Annotated in this window: 19 protein-coding genes and 2 pseudogenes; 16 read left to right on the top strand and 5 right to left on the bottom strand. The window is 61.5% G+C overall.

From position 1 onward, the window contains the following. Positions 1 to 97 precede the first annotated feature (97 nt). The 4 genes and pseudogenes from secA (at position 98) to KI241_RS21375 (ending at position 5,863) form a co-directional block, all read left to right on the top strand. Positions 98 to 2,832 (top strand): annotated as a pseudogene (gene secA, locus KI241_RS21390) (preprotein translocase subunit SecA). Positions 2,833 to 2,935: 103 nt separating this feature from the next. Then, positions 2,936 to 4,153 (top strand): bifunctional glutamate N-acetyltransferase/amino-acid acetyltransferase ArgJ, encoded by a 1,218-nt coding sequence (argJ, locus tag KI241_RS21385; RefSeq protein WP_042731598.1) that lies wholly within the window; start codon positions 2,936 to 2,938, stop codon positions 4,151 to 4,153. Between the two features lie 136 nt (positions 4,154 to 4,289). Next, entirely contained in the window at positions 4,290 to 4,922 is a 633-nt protein-coding gene (locus KI241_RS21380) for a glutathione S-transferase family protein (RefSeq protein WP_123578465.1), read from the top strand. Next, positions 4,919 to 5,863 carry a Nudix family hydrolase gene (locus KI241_RS21375; protein ID WP_123578464.1) on the top strand — a complete coding sequence of 315 codons (945 nt, stop codon included), beginning with the start codon at positions 4,919 to 4,921 and terminating at the stop codon, positions 5,861 to 5,863. The genes KI241_RS21380 and KI241_RS21375 overlap by 4 nt, the downstream gene beginning before the upstream one ends. A 150-nt stretch (positions 5,864 to 6,013) precedes the next feature. Here KI241_RS21375 and KI241_RS21370 read toward each other — a convergent pair whose 3' ends face one another. From KI241_RS21370 to KI241_RS21360, 3 genes are read right to left on the bottom strand one after another with little or no spacing between them, the layout of a single operon-like run. Next, complete coding sequence (locus KI241_RS21370; protein WP_053145809.1) at positions 6,014 to 6,595, bottom strand: cob(I)yrinic acid a,c-diamide adenosyltransferase; 582 nt, start codon at positions 6,593 to 6,595, stop codon at positions 6,014 to 6,016. 2 nt (positions 6,596 to 6,597) lie between these two features. Continuing rightward, entirely contained in the window at positions 6,598 to 8,634 is a 2,037-nt protein-coding gene (locus tag KI241_RS21365) for a HAMP domain-containing sensor histidine kinase (protein WP_047736654.1), read from the bottom strand. A 46-nt stretch (positions 8,635 to 8,680) separates the two neighbouring features. Continuing rightward, positions 8,681 to 9,598 (bottom strand): putative 2-dehydropantoate 2-reductase, encoded by a 918-nt coding sequence (locus tag KI241_RS21360; protein ID WP_123578463.1) that lies wholly within the window; start codon positions 9,596 to 9,598, stop codon positions 8,681 to 8,683. Positions 9,599 to 9,739: 141 nt separating this feature from the next. Between KI241_RS21360 and KI241_RS21355 the strand changes: the two genes are divergently transcribed. Together KI241_RS21355 and KI241_RS21350 are read left to right on the top strand one after the other, a co-directional pair. Continuing rightward, on the top strand, positions 9,740 to 10,225 hold the full coding sequence (locus tag KI241_RS21355) for a YajQ family cyclic di-GMP-binding protein (RefSeq protein ID WP_042728748.1): 486 nt from the start codon (positions 9,740 to 9,742) through the stop codon (positions 10,223 to 10,225). 144 nt (positions 10,226 to 10,369) lie between these two features. Continuing rightward, a complete protein-coding gene (locus tag KI241_RS21350) occupies positions 10,370 to 11,206 on the top strand; it encodes a mechanosensitive ion channel family protein (protein ID WP_042728749.1) in 837 nt (278 codons plus the stop codon). Between the two features lie 92 nt (positions 11,207 to 11,298). Here KI241_RS21350 and KI241_RS21345 read toward each other — a convergent pair whose 3' ends face one another. Then, positions 11,299 to 12,645, bottom strand: coding sequence for an OprD family porin (locus tag KI241_RS21345; protein ID WP_047736650.1), 1,347 nt, complete (start codon positions 12,643 to 12,645; stop codon positions 11,299 to 11,301). Positions 12,646 to 13,532: 887 nt separating this feature from the next. Between KI241_RS21345 and KI241_RS21340 the strand changes: the two genes are divergently transcribed. Both KI241_RS21340 and KI241_RS21335 read left to right on the top strand, forming a co-directional pair. Beyond that, complete coding sequence (locus KI241_RS21340; protein ID WP_042728751.1) at positions 13,533 to 13,958, top strand: HIT domain-containing protein; 426 nt, start codon at positions 13,533 to 13,535, stop codon at positions 13,956 to 13,958. A 4-nt stretch (positions 13,959 to 13,962) separates the two neighbouring features. Beyond that, a complete protein-coding gene (locus tag KI241_RS21335; RefSeq protein WP_042728752.1) occupies positions 13,963 to 14,169 on the top strand; it encodes a SlyX family protein in 207 nt (68 codons plus the stop codon). 70 nt (positions 14,170 to 14,239) lie between these two features. Here KI241_RS21335 and KI241_RS28025 read toward each other — a convergent pair whose 3' ends face one another. Beyond that, positions 14,240 to 14,845, bottom strand: coding sequence for a cold-shock protein (locus tag KI241_RS28025; protein ID WP_042728753.1), 606 nt, complete (start codon positions 14,843 to 14,845; stop codon positions 14,240 to 14,242). Between the two features lie 395 nt (positions 14,846 to 15,240). On the opposite strand from KI241_RS28025, the gene KI241_RS21325 reads away from it, so the two are divergent. The 8 genes and pseudogenes from KI241_RS21325 (at position 15,241) to ruvB (ending at position 21,858) form a co-directional block, all read left to right on the top strand. Beyond that, entirely contained in the window at positions 15,241 to 15,714 is a 474-nt protein-coding gene (locus KI241_RS21325; protein WP_030140806.1) for a Dps family protein, read from the top strand. 220 nt (positions 15,715 to 15,934) lie between these two features. After that, the gene (locus tag KI241_RS21320; RefSeq protein ID WP_042728754.1) at positions 15,935 to 16,279 is read left to right on the top strand and encodes a ribbon-helix-helix domain-containing protein; all 345 of its coding nucleotides are present in this window, start codon (positions 15,935 to 15,937) and stop codon (positions 16,277 to 16,279) included. 140 nt (positions 16,280 to 16,419) lie between these two features. Then, the gene (locus KI241_RS21315) at positions 16,420 to 16,641 is read left to right on the top strand and encodes a zinc ribbon domain-containing protein (protein WP_042728755.1); all 222 of its coding nucleotides are present in this window, start codon (positions 16,420 to 16,422) and stop codon (positions 16,639 to 16,641) included. Between the two features lie 75 nt (positions 16,642 to 16,716). Continuing rightward, positions 16,717 to 18,492 carry an aspartate--tRNA ligase gene (gene aspS / locus KI241_RS21310; RefSeq protein WP_042728756.1) on the top strand — a complete coding sequence of 592 codons (1,776 nt, stop codon included), beginning with the start codon at positions 16,717 to 16,719 and terminating at the stop codon, positions 18,490 to 18,492. A 118-nt stretch (positions 18,493 to 18,610) separates the two neighbouring features. Continuing rightward, entirely contained in the window at positions 18,611 to 19,357 is a 747-nt protein-coding gene (locus tag KI241_RS21305; RefSeq protein WP_014339920.1) for a YebC/PmpR family DNA-binding transcriptional regulator, read from the top strand. Positions 19,358 to 19,551: 194 nt separating this feature from the next. Then, entirely contained in the window at positions 19,552 to 20,076 is a 525-nt protein-coding gene (gene ruvC / locus KI241_RS21300; protein ID WP_024776477.1) for a crossover junction endodeoxyribonuclease RuvC, read from the top strand. Between the two features lie 112 nt (positions 20,077 to 20,188). Beyond that, the gene (gene ruvA, locus KI241_RS21295) at positions 20,189 to 20,797 is read left to right on the top strand and encodes a Holliday junction branch migration protein RuvA (protein WP_042728757.1); all 609 of its coding nucleotides are present in this window, start codon (positions 20,189 to 20,191) and stop codon (positions 20,795 to 20,797) included. After that, a pseudogene (gene ruvB / locus KI241_RS21290) lies at positions 20,798 to 21,858 on the top strand (Holliday junction branch migration DNA helicase RuvB). It abuts the gene before it with no gap. Positions 21,859 to 21,983 lie beyond the last annotated feature (125 nt).

The following is a 21,983-nucleotide window of genomic DNA, read 5'->3' as shown; positions in this document are numbered from 1 at the left end:
TTCCGGGTAGAATGCTCGTTCGCATGCGGCCATGAGGGCTGCACGGGCGACTCACGGGGCCGCCCTCCATCCCTTTAGTGTGGAAGATCCTGCCGATATGTTTGCGCCTTTGTTAAAGAAACTCTTTGGAAGCAAGAACGAGCGTGAAGTCAAGCGCATGCTCAAGACGGTACAGACTGTCAATGCCTTCGAAGAGCAAATGGTGGCCCTTTCGGACGATCAGTTACGCGCCAAGACTGCCGAATTCAAGGACCGCATCGCCAAGGGAGAAACCCTCGACCAGCTCCTGCCCGAAGCCTTTGCGGTTGCCCGCGAAGCCGGTAAGCGGGTCATGGGCATGCGTCACTTCGACGTCCAGTTGATCGGCGGCATGACCTTGCACGAAGGCAAGATCGCCGAAATGCGCACCGGTGAGGGCAAGACCCTCGTGGCAACCCTGGGCGTCTACCTCAACGCATTGTCCGGCAAGGGCGTGCACGTGGTGACGGTCAACGACTACCTGGCCCGCCGCGACGCCAACTGGATGCGTCCGCTCTATGAATTCCTCGGCCTGACCGTCGGCGTCGTCACGCCGTTCCAGCCGCCGGAAGAGAAGCGTGCCGCCTACGCCGCCGATATCACCTACGGCACCAACAACGAATTCGGTTTCGATTACCTGCGCGACAACATGGCGTTCAGCATGGAAGAAAAATTCCAGCGTGAACTCAATTTCGCCGTGATCGACGAAGTCGACTCCATCCTCATCGACGAAGCCCGTACCCCGCTGATCATTTCCGGTCAGGCCGAGGACAGCTCCAAGCTGTACACCGAGATCAACAAACTGATCCCGCAGCTCAAGTTGCACGTCGAGGAGGTCGAGGGCCAGGTCACCCAGGCCGGTCACTACACCATCGACGAGAAGACCCGCCAGGTCGAACTCAACGAAGCCGGTCACCAGTTCATCGAAGACATGCTGACCCGCGTCGGCTTGCTGGCCGAGGGCGAGAGCCTGTACTCGGCGCATAACCTGGGCCTGCTGACCCACGTCTATGCCGGCCTGCGCGCCCACAAGCTGTTCCATCGCAACGTCGAATACATCGTGCAGGACGGCCAGGTCGTGCTGGTGGACGAGCACACCGGCCGTACCATGCCGGGCCGTCGCCTGTCCGAGGGCCTGCACCAGGCCATCGAAGCCAAGGAAGGCCTGAACATCCAGGCCGAGAGCCAGACCCTGGCCTCGACCACCTTCCAGAACTACTTCCGCCTGTACAACAAGCTGTCCGGCATGACCGGTACCGCTGACACCGAAGCGTTCGAGTTCCACCAGATCTACGGCCTGCAAGTGGTGGTGATCCCGACCAACAAGCCGCTGGCCCGTAAGGACTACAACGACCTGGTGTTCCTGACCGCCGAAGAGAAGTACGCGGCGATCATCAACGACATCAAGGAAGGCATGGCCCAGGGCCGTCCTATCCTGGTGGGTACCGCCACCATCGAGACGTCCGAGCACATGTCCGCCTTGCTGAACAAGGAAGGCATCGAGCACAAGGTCCTCAACGCCAAGTTCCACGAGAAGGAAGCCGAGATCATTGCCCAGGCCGGTCGCCCAGGTGCATTGACCATCGCCACCAACATGGCCGGTCGGGGTACCGACATCCTGCTGGGCGGCAACTGGGAAGTGGAAGTCGCCTCCCTGGAAAACCCGACCCCGAGCAGATCGCGCAGATCAAGGCCGACTGGCAGAAGCGTCACCAGCAGGTGCTCGAGTCCGGTGGCTTGCAGGTGATCGCCTCCGAGCGTCACGAGTCGCGCCGTATCGACAACCAACTGCGTGGTCGTGCCGGTCGCCAGGGCGACGCCGGCTCCAGCCGTTTCTACCTGTCCCTGGAAGACAGCCTGATGCGCATCTTCGCCTCTGATCGGGTGAAGAACTTCATGAAGGCCCTGGGCATGCAGCCGGGCGAGGCGATCGAGCACCGCATGGTGACCAACGCCATCGAGAAGGCCCAGCGCAAGGTCGAAGGCCGCAACTTCGATATCCGCAAGCAATTGCTGGAGTTCGACGACGTCAACAACGAGCAGCGCAAAGTGATCTATCACATGCGTAACAGCTTGTTGGCCGCCGACAACATCGGTGACACCATCGCCGATTTCCGCCAGGAAGTGCTCAACGCGACCGTCAGCGCCCACATCCCGCCGCAATCGCTGCCGGAGCAGTGGGACATCGCTGGCCTGGAAGCGGCCTTGCGCAGTGACTTCGGCGTGTCGTTGCCGATCCAGCAGTGGCTCGACGAAGACGATCACCTGTACGAAGAGACCCTGCGCGAGAAGCTGCTCGCCGAACTGATCGCCGCGTACAACGAGAAGGAAGACCAGGCCGGTGCCGAAGCGCTGCGCTCCTTCGAGAAGCAGATCGTGCTGCGGGTCCTGGACGACTTGTGGAAAGACCACCTGTCGACCATGGACCACCTGCGCCACGGCATCCATTTGCGCGGTTACGCCCAGAAGAACCCGAAGCAGGAGTACAAGCGCGAGTCCTATACGCTGTTCTCCGACCTGCTGGATTCGATCAAGCGCGACTCGATCCGTGTGCTGTCCCACGTTCAAGTCCGCCGCGAAGACCCGGCCGAGGAAGAGGCGCGCCTGCGTCAGGAAGCCGAGGCCCTGGCCGCGCGCATGCAGTTCGAACACGCCGAAGCCCCTGGCCTGGACGTTGTCGCCGAAGAGGGCGTCGACGTGGATGTTGCCCTGGCGACCGCGCCAGTGCGCAACGAGCAGAAGCTGGGCCGTAACGAACTGTGCTACTGCGGTTCGGGCAAAAAATACAAGCATTGTCACGGGCAGATCCAGTAACACCCGTTTCCAACGCTGAACGACCTGCGCCGCGACCGGTTTCCGACCGTCGCGGCGTTTTGCCATTTGATTCAGACATACATTTTATTTAAGGAGCGCATTCATGGCTGTTGGTCTTGGTCCGTTGCCAACGTTGCACCCGGTTGCCGGTTTTGAACTCGGTATCGCTTCGGCGGGCATCAAGCGCCCCGGGCGCAAGGATGTCGTGGTGATGCGTTGCGCCGAGGGCTCGACGGTTGCCGGTGTCTTCACCCTCAACGCCTTCTGCGCCGCTCCGGTCATCCTGGCCAAGCAACGCGTGCAGGGGCCGGTGCGCTACCTGTTGACCAACACCGGCAATGCCAACGCCGGTACCGGCGCGCCAGGCCTGGCCGCCGCCGAGCGCACCTGCGCCAAGCTGGCGGAGTTGACGGGCGTGGACGCCAGCCAGGTGCTGCCGTATTCCACCGGTGTGATAGGCGAGCCGCTGCCGGTCGAGAAGATCGAAGGCGCGCTGCAGGCCGCCCTCGATGACCTGTCGGAAAACAACTGGGCCGCTGCCGCCACTGGCATCATGACCACCGACACCCTGCCCAAGGGCGCGAGCCGCCAGTTCGAGCATGACGGCGTGACCGTCACCGTGACGGGCATCAGCAAGGGCGCCGGCATGATTCGCCCGAACATGGCGACCATGCTCGGCTACATCGCCACCGACGCCAATGTCTCCCGGCAAGTGCTGCAAGACCTGATGCTCGACGGCGCCAACAAGTCGTTCAACCGCATCACCATCGACGGTGACACGTCCACCAACGATTGCTGCATGCTGATCGCCACCGGCAAGGCCAACCTGCCGCCGATCACTGAAGCCAGCGGCCCGCTGTTCGCCGCGCTCAAGCAAGCCGTGTTCGAGGTGTGCATGGAAGTGGCCCAGGCCATTGTCCGTGACGGCGAAGGCGCGACCAAGTTCGTGACCGTGCAGGTCAATGGCGGTGGCAATCACCAGGAGTGCCTGGATGTTGGCTACACCGTGGCCCACTCGCCGCTGATCAAGACCGCGCTGTTCGCGTCCGACCCGAACTGGGGCCGCATCCTCGCCGCCGTCGGCCGTGCCGGCGTGCCAGACCTGGATGTGAGCAAGATCGACGTGTTCCTCGGCGACGTCTGCATCGCCAGCCAGGGCGCTCGTGCCGCGAGCTACACCGAGGCCCAGGGGGCGGCGGTGATGCAGCAGGAAGAGATCACCATCCGCATCGAGTTGGGCCGTGGTGAGTGCAGCGAGACGATCTGGACCACCGACCTGTCCCACGAGTATGTGAAGATCAACGCCGAGTACCGGACTTAACATCGAGCCGTCCTCTTCGCGAGCGAGCCCGCGCCCACAGGCGTTTACGGGATGCCGTTGTGGGAGCGGGCTTGCTCGCGAAGGCGGCCCGATAGACAACAGCCAATTTCTGTACCCCTAAGAACGGATTCCAGACATGAGCCTGCACCTGATCATCGGCGACAAGAAAATCTCTTCCTGGTCCCTGCGTGCCTGGTTGGCGTTGACGCTGACTGGCGCGAAGTACACTGAAGAACTGGTCAGGCTCTATCAACCCGACACGCGGCAGAAGTTGCTCAAGTATTCGGCCACCGCCAAGGTCCCGCTGCTCAAGACCGAATCGGGCGTCATTGCCGATTCCCTGGCGATCGCCGAGTACCTGGCCGAGCAGTTCCCCGAGGCGGGCCTCTGGCCCAGGGATGTAGCGGCCCGGGCCCAGGCGCGGTCGGCGTGTGCGCAAATGCACAGCGGTTTCTTCGCCCTTCGCACCCACATGCCGTTTGACCTGGCCCATGATGCGCCGTTGTCGCCCATGCCGGCCGATGTCCAGGCGGAAATCGAACGGATGCTGGCGCTGTGGGCCGAATGCCGGGCTGCGGCGACCGACACCGGGCCTTACCTGTTCGGCACCTTGGGCCTGGCGGATGCGTTTTTCCTGCCGGTTGCCGTGCGCCTGCGCACCTACCAGGTGGAACTGCCGGCGATCGATGCGGCCTATGTTGAAACCCTTTACCAATGGCCGGCCTTCAAGACCTGGCAACAGACCGGCCTGGAGGAAGCAGCGCGGTGAAACGAGTACACGTAGCGGCGGCGGTCATTCGCGACGCCGACGGCAGGATCCTGATCGCCCGTCGGGCCGACACCCAGCACCAGGGTGGCCTGTGGGAGTTTCCCGGCGGCAAGGTCGAGGCGGATGAGTCCGTCGAGGCGGCCCTTGCCCGTGAGCTTCATGAAGAGCTGGGCATTGTGGTCGGCGCCGCCCGGCCGCTGATCAAGGTGCGCCACGATTACCCGGACAAACAGGTGTTGCTGGACGTCTGGGAAGTCTCGGCGTTCACCGGCGAACCCCACGGTGCCGAAGGACAGCCATTGGCCTGGGTGACGGCTCGCGAGCTGACGGGCTATGAATTTCCGGCGGCCAATCAGCCGATCGTGGCCGCCGCCCGTTTGCCTGGCGAATACCTGATCACCCCCGACGGCCTGGAAACACCGGCCTTGTTGCGCGGCCTGCAGAAGGCGATTGCCGGTGGGATCAAGCTGGTCCAGCTGCGCGCGCCCAATGGCTACGACCCGCAATACCGCGACCTGGCGGTGGATGCGGTGGGGCTGTGCGCCGGCAAGGCGCAATTGATGCTCAAGGGCCCGTTCGAATGGCTGGGGGATTTCCCGTCCGCTGGCTGGCACATCACCGCCGCGCAGTTGCGCAAGCATGCGGCGGCCGGTCGTCCGTTCGGCAAGGATCGCTGGCTGGCGGCTTCCTGCCATAACGCCGAGGAGTTGTCCCTGGCGCAGCAGATGGACGTGGACTTCGTGACGCTCTCGCCTGTCCAGCCGACCCAGACCCACCCCGAGGCCCAGCCGTTGGGTTGGAAGGAGGCGGCCCGGCTGATCGAGGGCTTCAACAAGCCGGTCTATCTGTTGGGTGGGGTCGGCCCCGCTGAACGGCAGCAGGCCTGGGAAGCCGGGGCTCAGGGTGTGGCGGGGATTCGGGCGTTCTGGCCTGGGGCATGATTTTTGTGGTTTGGCTGCTGGCCCCTTCGCGGGCAAGCCCGCTCCCACATTGGATCTGCGTCAGACATAAAGTCAGAGGGCACAACCGATCACCTTGTGGGAGCGGGCTTGCCCGCGAAGGCGGCCTGACCGGCGATACATCTCTTTTGATCACCCTCCAGGCTTGGCCGCCGCCTCCCACAGCACCTCTGCTACCCCTTGCCGCCGGGCGATGATTCGCGCCGCCACGAACAACAGGTCCGACAACCGATTGATATAAGCCAGCCCCGGCCCCGCCAGCGGTTCCACGGCGTTCAACTGCTGGCAACGACGCTCGGCACCGCGGGCCAGGCTGCGGCAGATGTGGGCCTGGGCAATCAGCGTCGAGCCACCGGGCAGGATGAAGTTTTCCAACGGTCCCAATTCCTCGTTCCAGACATCGATCGCCGTTTCCAGTCGCTCGACTTCCGCCGCATTCAACGCCTGATAGGCCGGCATCGCCAGTTCGCCGCCCAGGTCGAACAGCCGGTGCTGACAGGGTGCCAGCACGTCACTGACTTCCTTCAGCGCCGGGTAGTGCGTGGTTTCGGCGGCAAGTCCAGCCAATAGCAACCCCAGTTGGCTGTTCAGGGTATCCACTTCGCCGATGGCCTCGACCCGTGGGTGGTCCTTCGCCACGCGGCGACCATCGCCCAACCCGGTTTCACCGGTGTCGCCGGTGCGGGTGTAAATCTTCGACAGGCGAAAGCCCATGCTCAGCGCTCCAGTTGTATGTTTTCCTGCTGGGTGAGGGACGTGCCGGCCAAGGGCAGGCGCAAGGTGAAGCAGGTGCCCTGGCCCGGTGCCGATTGCACTTCCATCTGGCCCTTGTGGTTGTTGGTGATGATGAAGTACGACACGGATAGCCCAAGGCCCGTGCCCTGGCCGATTTCCTTGGTGGTGAAGAACGGCTCGAAGGTGCGCTTGCGCACGTTCTCACTCATGCCGATGCCGTTGTCCTCGACCTGGATCTCGGCCCACGGCGGGTTCAGCCGCGTGCGCAGGATGATACGCCCCGGCTCGCTGTCGTCCTGGCGTTGGTGTATCGCCTGGGCGGCGTTTTTCAACAGGTTGAGCAGCACCTGTTCCAGCTCGTTGGCGGTGCCGGGGACAGGGCCCAGGTTCGGGTCGAACTGACGGATGATCGCCTGGCCCTTGAAGTCGAAACCGATCGCCAGGTCGAAGTCGTTGCCGGCGATTTCCACTGCCTGGTCGATCAGCGCGGGCAGGTCGCAAGGCGCCATCTGCCGCGTGCTGCGGCGGCTGAAACTGAGCATGTGGGTGACGATCTTCGCGGCCCGGGCGCCGGCCTGCTGGATGCCGTCCAGCAACTGCGGGATCTCCCGGCCTTCCAGGTAGCGATTGACCACCTGCAGCTCGATGCCCAGTTGCTCGGCCTGTTCGAGGTTCTTCGGCAGGTCCGGCGACAGGCGTCGGCGGATGTTCTGCACATTGTGCAGGATCGCCCCCAAGGGGTTGTTGATTTCGTGGGCCATGCCCGCCGCGAGGCCGCCGACCGAGAGCATCTTCTCCGATTGCACCATCATTTCCTCCAGCGACAGGCGCTGGGTGATGTCGTCGATGCGGATCACCACCCCGCGGCCGGCGCCGCCCATCAGCGGATAGAAGGTCAGGGCGTAGTGGCGAGCCTCGTCGTCCTTGGTCCAGGTGACGCGCTCGATCTTGGCCACGGTGTGCTGCTCGACGGTCTGCTTGAGTTGGGGCAGGTAGGGCTTGAGCGGTTCGAAGGCGAGGAAGATCGGTTGGTTCAGGGCTTCATCCAGGCGCGTGCCGGAAAGGGCGCTGGCCTCCTGGTTCCACTGGGTGACGTAGAGCTGTTCGTCGAGGGCGATCAGCGCCGACGGCATGGAGTCGATGATGCTGTTGAGGTAGTTCTGGAAGCCGGTGAGCTTCTTCTCGATCTTGCTGCGCACCTGGACTTCCAGCTCCAGCTTGCGGTTGGTGTGACGAGTTTCTTCCGCCAGGCCCTGGGCCTGGTCGTAGGCGGCCTGGGAATCGTCCCGGGCGCGCTTGAGTTGTTGCTCCCGGGCTTCGATCCGCGACAGCATGGTGTTGAACGCCTCGGCCAGGCTGCCGATTTCATCGTGGTTGCCCCGGGCGGCGCGCAGGGCATAGTTTTCCTCGCGGGTGACCTGGCGTGACAGCTCTTCGAGTTGGTGGATCGGCTGGGTAATCAGGCGCTTGATCTGCTGGGCGATGACCAGCCACAGCAGCACGCTGAAGATCAGGATGCCCAGGCTGGCGGTCAGCGTGCCGGTGTAGAACGCGGTCGGCAGTTCGCTGCTGGCCACCAGGAGCAGATGGCCGGGCTCCATGCCGGGACGGGGCAGGGTGATGACCTGGTTGCTGCGAAACTCACCGGCCTGCCAGGCCTGCATCTTGCGAAAGTGGTCCGGCAGCTTGAGCTTTTCGCCTTGTTGCAGTTGTGCCAGGCGTTCGCCCTGGCCGTCGTACAGGGCCGCCGCCCGAAGCGGTGCGTAGCTGTTGAGTTCGTCGAGCAGGCGCTTGGCGCTCTGCGGCGACTGCACGGCATCGGAGATCAGGCTCGGGTTTGCCACCAGCCGGCCAATGGTCTGCAAGGCCTGGGGCGCCATGCTTTCCTGGGAGATGTAGTAGGCGGCACTGATAAAGGTCAGGTTGGCCACCAGCAGGACAGTGGTCAACAACACCAACAGGGCGGCCAGTAGCTTCTGGCCGACCGGGAGGTTCTCAAGGCGCTGGCGCAATGGCATCAGACTGGTCGCTAAAAAGGAACACGAGGGCCAGCGTAGCCGCTGCTCAGTCGCTGGGCAATCCGAGGTTGTCCAAGTGGACAATCAGTCGCTGGCGCAGTTGTTCCAGGTGCGGTACCGCCAACCGGTGCCGCTGGGCCACCTTGCAGGCGTGGCCGAGCAGGTAGCTGATCTCGGTGCGGCGCCGGTTACTGACATCCTGGTACATCGAGGAGTAGTTGGCAGCGGTGGCCTGGATCACCCGCTCGACCTCCGGTTGCAGGTCTTCGGCGGCGGCGGGCTGGCCGCAGTGTTCGAGCAGATCGGTGAGTTCCGCGCACAGGGTGGCGACTTCGCAGTGGTGGCTTTGCAAGCCGCCGTTCTTGCAGTGGTGCAGCACCGTCAGTGGATTGATCGCACAGTTGAGCGCCAGTTTGCGCCAGAGGCGGGTGAGGATATCGGCGCTCCATTCGTGGGGAATGCCTGCGGCCACCAGGTCGTCCAGCCAGAACGGGGCCACCGGATGCGCCGGATCGCCGAGCCAGGTGTAGCCATGGCCGGCGAACACCACGCGCCAGTCACCGTCGCGAAACGCCCCTTCGGTACTGGAGGCACTGATGCAACGGGCCAGGGGCACGCGGTTGGCCACTGCGTCCTGGCTGCCGAGGCCGTTCTGCAGCAGGATCAGTTCCGAGTCGGCATCCAGGCGGTGGGCCACCGAGCTGACGGCGGCCTCGGCGTCATAGGCCTTGCAGGCCAGCAACAGGCGCTTGATCGGCTCGTGGTGGTCCGCCGTTTCGCCGGGGACCGGGTAACACTGCGCCTGGCCCTGTTCCACCAGCGTCAGCCCGCCGGCGGCTTGATAGGCTTGCAGGCGGTCTGCATTGCGCAGTACCAACCTCACTGACAGGCCGGCCCGGGCCAGGCGCGCGGCCCACAACGTGCCGAGGCTGCCGGCCCCCAGGACATGCCAGGTGGTGGGCATCAGTTTTTTACTCGGTTTGGCGCAGGCATCCGGGAGCTCGCAGTGTCAGTGGGGAAAGACCCGTTATAATGAGCCCGATTTTAACCACAAGCCAAGCGCGCGCCTTTGTTACCGGCGCGCCTTTTTATTGGAGAACACTACATGCCGTCATTCGACGTGGTATCCGAACTGGACAAACACGAAGTCACCAACGCCGTTGAAAACGCCGTCAAGGAACTCGACCGTCGCTATGACCTCAAGGGCAAGGGCAGTTTCGAGTTCAAGGAAAAGGACCTGACCGTCAACCTGACCGCCGAAGCCGATTTCCAGCTCGAGGCGATGATCGAGATCCTCAAGCTCGCGCTGGTCAAGCGCAAGATCGACGTACAGTGCCTCGAGGTCAAGGACGCTTTCGCCTCGGGCAAGCTGATGAAGCAAGAAGCGGTGCTCAAGGAAGGCATCGACAAGGAACTGGCGAAGAAGATCGTTGCCCACATCAAGGACGCCAAGCTCAAGGTACAGGCCGCCATCCAGGGCGAGCAGGTGCGGGTGACCGGCAAAAAGCGTGACGACTTGCAAGAGGCCATTGCGGCACTGCGCGGCAAGGAATTCGGCATGCCGTTGCAATTCAATAACTTCCGCGACTGATATTTCAGTTGCATGGAGACCCTGTGGCGAGGGAGCTCGCTCCCGCTGGCTGCGTAGCAGCCCCTTATCGGTGAGCGCTACGCACCCAAGCGCGAGCATCCTCTCTTACCACAATGCCGCGTGTAACAGGAAAAGGAGACAACGATGGACTTGAACGCTGAAGTGGACCACCTGGTCAAGGCTTCCCAGGCCTGGATCCCGATGATCATGGAGTACGGCAGCCGGGTGCTGCTGGCGATCATCACCCTGGCCATCGGCTGGTGGCTGATCAACAAGGTTACGCAGAAACTGGGCGCGCTGCTGGCCCTGCGCAACGCGGACCTGGCGCTGCAAGGGTTCATCAGTACCCTGGCGAACATCATTTTGAAAGTGCTGCTGATCGTCAGCGTCGCGTCGATGATCGGCGTGGAAACCACCTCGTTCGTCGCCGCCATCGGTGCGGCTGGCCTGGCGATTGGCCTGGCGTTGCAGGGCAGCCTGGCGAATTTCGCCGGTGGCGTGCTGATCCTGCTGTTCCGTCCGTTCCGCATCGGTGACTGGATCGAGGCCCAGGGCGTTGCCGGTACGGTCGATGCGATCCAGATCTTCCACACCGTACTGCGCACCGGCGACAACAAGACGGTCATCGTGCCCAACGGCAACCTGTCGAACGGCATCATCACCAACACCAACCGCCAGCCGACCCGCAAAGTGGTATTCGACGTGGGTGTGGATTACCAGGCGGATCTGCAGAAGGCCCGGCAGGTGTTGCTGGACCTGGCGAAGGATGAGCGCGTGTTGGCTGATCCGGCGCCTGAAGCAGTGATTTCCACCTTGGGTGACAGTTCGATCACAGTGTCGTTGCGGATCTGGGTGAAGACGGCCGATTACTGGAGCGTGATGTTCATGTTGAATGAACAGGCTCGGGACCGGTTGAAGGATGCGGGGATCGATATTCCGTTCCCACAGCGTGTGATTCGGGTGGTTCAGGAGTCTGTTTGACCTGTTGGTCAGACGTTCATGAATAGCCAACAATGAAAAAGGCCCATCCGAAGATGGGCCTTTTTTGATTACCGCGAACTAACTTTCGGCAATTACAGGACCGAGATCGGGTAGTCGACGATCAGGCGGAACTCGTTGATATCGCCCTCAGCCTGGTCGGTGTTGGCGCGGTGCCATGCTTGACGAACGCGGAACGACAGGTCCTTGGCAGGGCCGCTCTGAACCACGTACTTGGCTTCGACGTTGGTTTCGTGATGCTTGCCATCTTCACCATAGCCGTATTGGTTGTATGGGCTGGAGGCATCCATCTTGGTACCGTCGATATCCCAGCCTTTAACGTAACGGGCCATGAAGCTCAGGCCTGGTACGCCGTACTCAGCCATCTTCAGGTCGTAACGAACCTGAGCAGACTTCTCGTTAGGGGCGTTGAAGTCAGAGTACTGGATGGAGTTGGCGAGGAAGATCGAGTCGCCGCCACGGTTGTTGTCACCCACACCGACGTAGTCGAATGGAGTGTCGCCGTCCACTTTCTGGAAGGCCACGGTAACGGTGTGCGCTTTCAGGAACGAATACGCAGCTGCCAGCGAGAACGTGGTGTTGCTGATATCACCCGCTCTGGCGCTACCGGTATCGACGGTGCGGTAGATGTTACCATCCAGATTGAGCGACTGGTCGTTACCCATAGGGATGGTGTAGTTCACGTTGGCGTAGTACTGGTCCCAAATATCTTCGAATTTGGAGCCGTAGAGCGAAACGCTCAGATCGTCGGAGATGCCGTATTTGCCACCAACGTAATCCATGGTCTTGCCGGTAACGGCAATGCTGTCGCCGGATGCGTATGTAGCGTGCAGCTCACCGTCACTGTTCATCTCGTCCTGGCTGGAGGCCGAGTAGAAGTGACCTGCTTCCAGATCCAGGTTCTTGATTTCGCTGCTTTGCAGTTGGAAACCGGTAGCGGTTTGAGGCAACAGGCGGGAACCGCCGACAGCGAACACTGGGGAGGTGCTAGGCTGCATTTGACCGAATTTCAGTTCGGTTTTGGAGATACGCAGCTTGACGGCTGCACCGGCCTTACCAAAGTCGTCTTCGTTGTGGCCTTGGGAGTTGCGGCTCATGTTGCCCGAACCTGCCGTGCCGTCGCCGCCGTCCAGTTTGATGCCCAGATAACCGAATGCATCAACACCGACCCCTACCGTGCCTTGGGTGTAACCGGAGCTGAAGTTGCCCCAGAAACCCTGAGTCCAGTCTTTCTGGTCGTTTGAACCGTTTTTGCGGTCACGGTTGAAGTAATAGTTGCGCAGCAGCAAGTCGAACTTGGCGTCTTCGACAAAGCCCTTGGCTTCAGCTTGGTCACTTACGAAAGGTGCGGCCGTAGCCATTTGAGTACTGGCTGCTGCAGCAACGGCCAGTGCGATCATGCTCCACTTCATCACGCGCATCGTGATTTGCTCCTTTGGTTTTAGAAGAGTACTGCCGTCCCACCTGTTTTATTATCTGGGCGGCTCTTTCTTTTTGTGTCGGCGCAAACTTATATCACGCCGACCCTATTGGCGATACTTGCCCATACAACCTTTCAGCTTCTTTACGACCGTGTCGCCAATGGCTCGATCCATGTCGTATTTCGGCTGAACCAACGCAATCGGATTCACAACTTCTAAGGTTGTTTTTTCTCTCCGGCATTGGTGTAAAGAGTCCGTCATTACCGCGCTTGAAGCTCCTGAGGGCAGCCTTGCCACTTTAATTTATAGGTCTGCGGGTTTTCGCTTCCGGCGAAGCCCTTGGACGATGTGCGGATGAATGCAACAAGCATGCACAAACCCGAATTTCGTTTACATTTTTTTCACATTCTACCGGTTGACGCGGTGAAACCTCATGAAACCGGGCTCCAAAGGCCTTGTTTTAAATAGGGTTGACGGCTGCGCGGCCCTCGTGTTGAACGTCTTGAAACGGTGCGCGACAACCAAAAACGTTACCGGTTCACCCCATCGAGTGAGTAAATCCCGGATGCTTCGTGCACTGAGCGTAGACCCACTGTGCTGTTTTGGTGCAAAAAATTTTCAAGCTGTACGAAAATCTGACAGCTCCGGTGCATTTGCCAGGCCCTGGGACGCTGCTGTCGGACTGCACCCTGGACCCTGCGCCGTGTTGGTGCAACGCCCGCCCTCGTTCATACCGGTTCTTGAAAGAGCGGTGAACAAGAAGGCGATGCAGGCGTGTCGAACGAGTGCCCCGTGAACCCTCCGGCATTCGCAGGTATGCTGCCGGTCTGTGTCCGGCGCGGCCTGTGCCCGGAAACCGGACCGATCAACCATCAGGAGTGCGCGCGGTGTTTGCCTTAGATCCACGACTGCAACAAGACACATTGCCGATCGGCGATTTCCCGCTGTGTCGGTTGCTCTTGTCCAATGATTCCAACTATCCGTGGTTCATACTCGTACCGCGGCGGGAAAATATCAGCGAATTATTTCAATTGGATGACATGGACCAGCAGCAACTGTGGAAAGAAACCACGGCCCTGGCCGAAACGCTCAAGGACTCGTTCGACGCCGATAAGCTGAACGTCGCGACGCTGGGTAACGTTGTCAGTCAATTGCACATGCATGTCATCGTACGCAAACGCGATGATGCCGCGTGGCCGGCACCGGTCTGGGGCAAACACCCGGCACAGCCTTATAATGACGTGCAAGTGAAGGCCATTCGCGAACGCTTGCGCGTGGCATTGACCGATGATTTCAAGTTTCTGGAGGGCTGAAACCATGAACCTTGAAGACCGTGTAACCGATCTGGAAAGTCGCCTGGCGTTTCAGGATGACACCATCCAGGCATTGAATGATGTGTTGGTGGAGCAGCAGCGCGTGGTCGAGCGGCTGCAGTTGCAGATGGCGGCGTTGCTCAAGCGCCAGGAAGAGATGGCTGGGCAGTTCGAATCCTTCGAAGAAGAGGCCCCGCCTCCTCATTACTGACCGGCACCGAGTGCCAGGCCCAAAAAAACCGCGAGCAGCCAGGCTGCATCGCGGTTTTTTTACGGCATGATCAGCGGCGCGGCAGCGCGGCGATCACGTCTTCGGCCTGCAGGCCCTTGTCGCGGTTCATCACGGAAAACTCTACGCGCTGGCCTTCCACCAGGACGCGATGGCCTTCGCCACGGATGGCCCGGAAATGCACGAAAATGTCATCGCCGGAATCGCGGGAGATAAAGCCGAAGCCTTTGGAAGTGTTGAACCACTTCACGGTGCCGGTATCGCGGTTGGACATGTCGTAGTTCTGCGAGGCTGCAGCGGGCGACGACTTCTTGTAGAAGCTGACGCCCAGGTGCACGGCCACGGCCAGCAACGCACAGCCAAGGCTGAACGCAATGGCCGGTTGGCCGGCGATTTCCGGCATGGGGGCCAGCAACGCCAGGGTTTGCAGGGCGACGGCCAGTACCAGCAGGACGCTGACGAGGTTTTGCAGTTGATGACGGGGGCCTTTATTCCAGTAAGGAATGACGGGCGCGAGGGTCAGGTTGAGCAGGCCGAAAAAGGCCAGGTACAGTGCATCGGGATGTTGCAGGTAAGGTGTGGCTTCGGAACCCAGGCTAGGGATGAAGGACAGCAGCAAGGCAGCTGCGCCCATTAGCAAGTGGACGATTTTCAACATTTTAATTGGCTCACGGTTAAGACAGATCACAAGGAAGAGCGGGTCGAGGACGGTTCGCTTCGGAAAAATGGAGAGGCGTTGGACACGTATTCGAACCAGCCTATGCGCCACGTCCTGGAAAATAGGCGTAGCGACACACTGCCTATTTAACAGTAAAGCCTTGGCCTTCTCAAACGCGTCGCGGACCCATACCGCGCTGTTCGTCGGCCAGCCACCCGGTGGACGCTTGCAGGGGCCAGGCGAGCGCCGTTGAAGGGGCCCGTGTGTCGGAACCGCCCGGCGTCCCGGCTTGTCGGTTCAGGAGGGCCGGCGATCTGTCGCAGGCTGCCGGCGGCAAAAACCACTACAGTGGAGGAGCCGCTGTCTCATTCATCACCGTCAGGAGATCAATCAACATGGCCATTGATATCGGTATCAGTGAAGAAGACCGCAAGTCCATCGTCGACGGGCTTTCACGCCTGCTTTCGGACACTTATGTGCTCTACCTCAAGACCCACAATTTCCACTGGAACGTCACCGGGCCGATGTTTCGCACCCTGCACCTGATGTTCGAGGAGCAATACAATGAACTGGCGCTGGCGGTGGACCTGATCGCCGAGCGCATCCGGGCCCTCGGTTTCCCGGCGCCGGGTGCCTACTCGGTGTACGCGCGCTTGTCTTCCATCAAGGAAGAAGAGGGCGTGCCCGGTGCCGAGGATATGATCCGGCAACTGGTGGAAGGGCAGGAAGCGGTGACGCGTACCGCCCGTGGCATCTTTCCCCTCCTGGACAAGGTCAGCGACGAGCCCACCGCCGATCTGCTGACCCAGCGCATGCAGGTTCATGAAAAGACCGCATGGATGCTGCGCTCGCTGTTGGAAGATAAATAAGCCTGGCAGGGCTGCCGAGCCCTTGCTCTCCGGGAGCAGGGCGCCGGGATTTGTAGGCAGCGGGTAGGACGGCGTAATTCGTCGCCTGCCGGCTGTCGGCTTGTCCTACGTCGATGGCCATAAAGTCGTCTGGATCTGCCGATGCCGTTGAGCTTCCAATAAGCGCCACAGGTGGAGTGTTCCACCTGAAAGGTTCGTCTGGCAAAGGAGTGTCAACGGTATGATTCAAGGAAAAGAACCCGGCGAGGGCGCGCGCGGGCGCTGTCAGCCCATCCACGTCGATCCGTTCGTCAGGGGCTTCGACATGCAATTGGCTCGGCCCTGGGCCCGGTCCATCCGCCTGAATGGCTTTGCCACGTGTCTGCGTCTGGAGCAGGTCTATTGGGATATCCTCGCCGACATGGCCCGGCTCAACCGCTGTTCCATCAGCACCTTGCTGTCCCATGTGGACCGGGAGGTGCACTTGCGCCATGGTGGCGTGCGCAATTTCAGTGGCCTGGTGCGCGTGGTCTGCGTTGTGCACAGTCTGAAGGAAACCGGGCTGGAGGTCGTCGGACGGCACTGAGGCCCAGGCCAGTGCTTGAAACGGGCCGGGAGCGGCCTGTGCGGTCTTACGGCTGCACAGGCTGCATTTAATGGATATAATCTCGCCCTTTGCCGCAAAGCCCGCCTTTGCGCGAGTAACCTGATCGCCGAGACAACCCCATGCCGATGTACGACTATCAATGTGCTTCCTGTGGTCATCAGATGGAAGTCATTCAAAAGATCAGCGAGGCACCGCTGGTCGACTGCCCTGCCTGCCAGGCGCCAGAACTGAAAAAGATGCTGTCCATGCCTGGTTTCCGCCTCGGCGGTACGGGCTGGTATGAAACCGACTTCAAAACCGGCGCCAAGAAGAACCTGGCCGGTGGCGACAAAGCAGACTGAGTTGAATACGCGCGAGTTCTTGCATGGGCAGGGCCTCCAACCGAATGTCGAATTACGAGAAGTGAAACCACTACCATGATGCGCAGCCATTATTGCGGCCAACTGAACGAAAGCCTGGAAGGTCAGGAAGTTACTCTTTGCGGATGGGTTCATCGTCGCCGTGACCATGGCGGGGTGATTTTCCTCGATATCCGTGATCGTGAAGGCCTGGCCCAGGTGGTGTTCGATCCGGACCGCGCTGAAACCTTCGCCACCGCCGACCGCGTGCGCAGCGAATACGTGGTCAAGATCACCGGCAAGGTGCGCCTGCGTCCGGCCGGTGCTGGCAACGCCAACATGGCGTCCGGCATGATCGAAGTGCTGGGCCACGAGCTGGAAGTGCTCAACGAAGCGGAAACCCCACCGTTCCCGCTCAACGAATTTTCCGATGTGGGCGAAGAAACCCGCCTGCGCTACCGCTTCATCGACCTGCGCCGTCCGGAAATGGCCGAGAAGCTGCGCCTGCGTTCGCGCATGACCACCAGCATCCGTCGCTACCTGGACGAGAACGGTTTCCTCGACGTCGAGACGCCGATCCTGACCCGCGCCACGCCGGAAGGCGCCCGCGATTACCTGGTGCCGAGCCGCACCCACCCCGGCAGCTTCTTTGCCCTGCCGCAATCGCCGCAGTTGTTCAAGCAACTGCTGATGGTGGCCGGCTTCGACCGCTACTACCAGATCGCCAAGTGCTTCCGCGACGAAGACCTGCGTGCCGACCGTCAGCCTGAGTTCACTCAGATCGACATCGAGACCAGCTTCCTCGACGAAAAAGACATCATGGGCCTGACCGAAGGCATGATCCGCAACCTGTTCAAGGAAGTGCTGGGTCTGGAATTCGGCGACTTCCCGCACATGACCTGGGACGAGGCCATGCGCCGCTACGGTTCCGATAAGCCGGACCTGCGTATCCCGCTGGAACTGGTGGACGTGGCCGACCAGCTCAAGGACGTCGAATTCAAGGTCTTCAGCGGGCCGGCCAACGATCCGAAGTGCCGCGTTGCCGCCCTGCGCGTGCCGGGCGCCGCGAGCATGCCGCGCAGCAAGATCGACGACTACACCAAGTTCGTCGGCATCTACGGTGCCAAGGGCCTGGCGTACATCAAGGTCAACGAGCGCGCCAAGGGCGTCGAAGGCCTGCAATCGCCGATCGTCAAGAACATCCCTGAGGCCAACCTGAACGTGATCCTCGATCGCGTTGGCGCGGTCGATGGCGACATCGTGTTCTTCGGCGCCGACAAGGCCAAGATCGTCAGCGAAGCCCTGGGCGCATTGCGCATCAAGGTCGGTCACGATCTTGAGCTGCTGACCAGCGAGTGGGCGCCGCTGTGGGTCGTTGACTTCCCGATGTTCGAAGAAAACGAAGATGGCAGCTTCACCGCGCTGCATCACCCGTTCACCGCGCCGAAATGCACCCCGCAGGAGTTGGAGGCCAACCCGGCTACCGCGCTGTCGCGTGCCTACGACATGGTCCTGAACGGCACCGAGCTGGGTGGCGGTTCGATCCGTATCCACCGCAAGGAAATGCAACAGGCGGTGTTCCGCCTGCTGGGCATCGACGAAGCGGAACAGGAAGAGAAGTTCGGCTTCCTGCTCGACGCCCTGAAGTTCGGCGCACCGCCTCACGGTGGCCTGGCCTTCGGCCTGGATCGCCTGGTGATGCTGATGACCGGCGCCCAGTCGATCCGTGAAGTGATCGCTTTCCCGAAAACCCAGAGCGCGGCCGATGTCATGACCCAGGCTCCGGGTGTGGTGGATGCCAAGGCACTGCGCGAGCTGCACATCCGTCTGCGTGAACAGCCCAAGGCTGAGTAAGGCTGACACCTGAAGGCGCATCTTCGGATGCGCCTTTTCGTTGGTGTCGATATTTCTGCTTGCCTGCCGCTGCATCGGTGCAGGGCGGGCAACGTTTCAAGAAAAACCGGAGCGAGTTATGGCAGGTCATTCCAAGTGGGCGAACATCAAGCACCGCAAAGAACGTCAGGATGCCAAGAGGGGCAAGATCTTCACCAAGTGGATCCGTGAGCTGACGGTCGCGGCCCGCCAGGGTGGCGGCGATCCGGGTTCCAATCCGCGCCTGCGCCTGGCCCTGGACAAGGCACTGGGTGCCAACATGAGCCGCGACATCATCGACCGGGCCATCGCCCGTGGCGCCGGTGCGACCGAGGCCGACAACGTTGAAGAACTGACCTACGAAGGTTATGGCCCAGGCGGCGTGGCGGTCATGGTCGAATGCATGACCGACAACCGTAACCGTACCGCGGCGGCCGTGCGTCACGCCTTCAGCAAATGCGGTGGCAACCTGGGCACCGACGGTTCGGTGGCATACCTGTTCGAGCGCAAGGGGCAGATCAGCTTCGCGCCGGGCCTGGATGAAGACGCCTTGACCGAAGCCGCCCTGGAAGCCGACGCCGACGACGTGGTCAGCCATGAAGACGGATCGTTCGACGTGTTCACCTCGTTCGCCAGCTTCTATGCCGTGCGCAATGCCCTGGAAGCGGCCGGGTTCAAGCCGGCCGACGCGGAAATCGTCATGCAGCCGACCACCAGCGCCGAGCTGGACCTGGACGGCGCCGAGAAAGTGCTCAAGCTGATCGACATGCTCGAAGACCTGGATGACGTGCAGAATGTCTATTCCAATGCTGACATTCCAGAGTCGGTGGCAGAGCAACTGGGCTGACAGGTGTAATGCTGCTCACTTAAGGTTTGTTTGAAACCATTGTGGCGAGGGAGCTTGCTCCCGCTGGAGTGCGAAGCGCTCCCAAAAAAGGTCTGCTACGCAGCCCAGCGGGAGTAAGCTCCCTCGCCACGGGTTCACTGCAGGCCTTTGATGAGTTGTACCTTCTTGCCATCGCACTTTTTTTCGCAGGCGTTATGACTTTAATCCTTGGCATCGACCCCGGTTCACGCATCACCGGCTACGGCGTGGTTCGTGATACCGGGCGTGGCTGCGTGTACGTGGCTTCCGGTTGTATCCGCACGGGGGCGGGCGAGTTGCACGAGCGCCTGCAGATTGTTTATCGCGGCGTGCGGGAGGTCATCCAGACCTACGGGCCGGTCACCATGGGCATCGAAAAAGTGTTCATGGCCCGTAACGCCGATTCGGCCCTGAAGCTGGGCCAGGCCCGGGGCGCGGCCATTGTTGCCGGTGCCGAGGAAAGCCTGGAAATCGCCGAATACACCGCTACCCAGGTCAAGCAGGCGGTCGTCGGAACGGGCGCGGCGAACAAGGAACAGGTGCAAATGATGGTGATGCACCTGTTGAAACTGGTCAGCAAGCCGCAGATCGACGCCTCCGACGCCCTGGCCATCGCCATTTGCCATGCGCATACCCGCTCCAGCCTGCTGCCGCACGGCTTGGGCACTGCACGCAGTCGTGGCGGGCGCCTGCGTCTCTGATAGCATCAGCGCACTCATTCGTGAACCCGGGTAGGGTGCGCCGCGTCGTCGGCCCTTATGCCGGGCCGTTATTCGCCAGCCCACGGCTGGCCAACGCCCAAGGATCTGAAACGTGATTGGACGCTTGCGCGGCACCCTGGCTGAAAAACAGCCGCCGCACCTGATTCTGGATGTGAACGGGCTCGGTTATGAGCTCGAAGTGCCCATGACCACGCTGTATCGCCTGCCGTCGGTCGGCGAGCCGCTGACACTGCACACCCATTTGGTCGTGCGCGAGGATGCGCAGTTACTCTATGGCTTCATTGGCAAGCGCGAACGGGATTTCTTCCGTGAGCTGATCCGCCTCAATGGCGTCGGCCCGAAGTTGGCCCTGGCCTTGATGTCGAGCCTGGAGGTCGATGAACTGGTGCGCTGCGTGCAGTCCCAGGACACCTCGGCACTGACCAAGGTGCCCGGGGTTGGCAAGAAGACCGCCGAGCGCCTGCTGGTGGAACTCAAGGACCGCTTCAAGGCCTGGGAAACGGTGCCGGCCATGTTCGCCCTGGTGCCAAACCAGCCGGACGCGCCGGCCCCGGCGGTCAGCGCCGAGAACGATGCGGTTACCGCGCTGATTTCCCTGGGTTACAAGCCGCAGGAAGCCAGCAAGGCGATTTCCGCCATCAAGGAAAAAGGCCTGAGCACTGAAGACATGATCCGCCGTGCCCTGAAGGGAATGATCTAAGTGATTGAAGCTGACCGTCTGATCGCCGCCACGGGTGCGCCCCGTGACCGCGAGGAAATCCAGGACCGCGCGATTCGCCCCGTCAGCCTGGCCGACTACATTGGCCAACCGACCGTGCGCGAGCAGATGGAGTTGTTCATCCAGGCGGCCCGTGGGCGCAGCGAGTCGCTGGACCACACCTTGATCTTCGGCCCGCCGGGCCTGGGCAAGACCACCCTGGCCAACATCATTGCCCAGGAAATGGGGGTGTCGATCAAGAGTACCTCGGGGCCGGTCCTCGAGCGGCCGGGCGACCTGGCGGCGTTGCTGACCAATCTCGAACCCCATGACGTATTGTTCATCGACGAAATCCACCGTCTGTCGCCGATCGTCGAAGAAGTGCTGTACCCGGCCATGGAAGATTTCCAGCTCGACATCATGATCGGCGAAGGTCCGGCGGCGCGTTCCATCAAGCTGGATTTGCCGCCGTTCACCCTGGTGGGGGCGACCACCCGGGCCGGCATGCTGACCAACCCGCTGCGGGACCGTTTCGGCATCGTCCAGCGCCTGGAGTTCTACAGCAATGCCGACCTGGCGACGATTGTCAGCCGCTCGGCGGGCATCCTCGGATTGCCGCTGGACCCGGACGGCGCGTACGAAGTCGCCCGTCGGGCGCGAGGCACGCCGCGGATCGCCAATCGACTGCTGAGGCGGGTCCGGGACTTTGCCGAGGTCCGTGCCAAGGGCCACATCACCAAGCCGATTGCCGACCTGGCGTTGAACCTGCTGGACATTGACGAGCGTGGCTTCGACCATCAGGACCGGCGCTTGCTCCTGACCATGATCGAGAAGTTCGACGGTGGCCCGGTGGGCGTCGACAGCCTGGCCGCCGCCATCAGCGAAGAGCGTCACACCATCGAGGATGTGCTGGAGCCGTACCTGATCCAGCAGGGCTACATCATGCGTACCCCCGCGGGCGCGTGGTAACCCGCCATGCTTACCTGCACTTTGGCTTAAACATCCCGACACGAATGGGCGAGATGCCGGTAGTAGACGAATTCCTCGATGCCGTGGACGATTGAACGCGCTCGATAGGCTGACTTTTTTCCGGCTCGTGCTGTCCCAGACGACGTCTGGAGCGTCAATGCATTCGAGAATGAAAAAACAGTTGCCTGGCCGATTGGCAACCTGAGGAGTAAGCACTAGA

The sequence above is a fragment of the Pseudomonas sp. Cab53 genome (assembly GCF_018325965.1).
Lineage (GTDB): Bacteria > Pseudomonadota > Gammaproteobacteria > Pseudomonadales > Pseudomonadaceae > Aquipseudomonas > Aquipseudomonas chlororaphis_E.
Note: the sequence above shows the minus strand (reverse complement) of the source record. Positions and strands in the feature narration are given on the sequence as shown.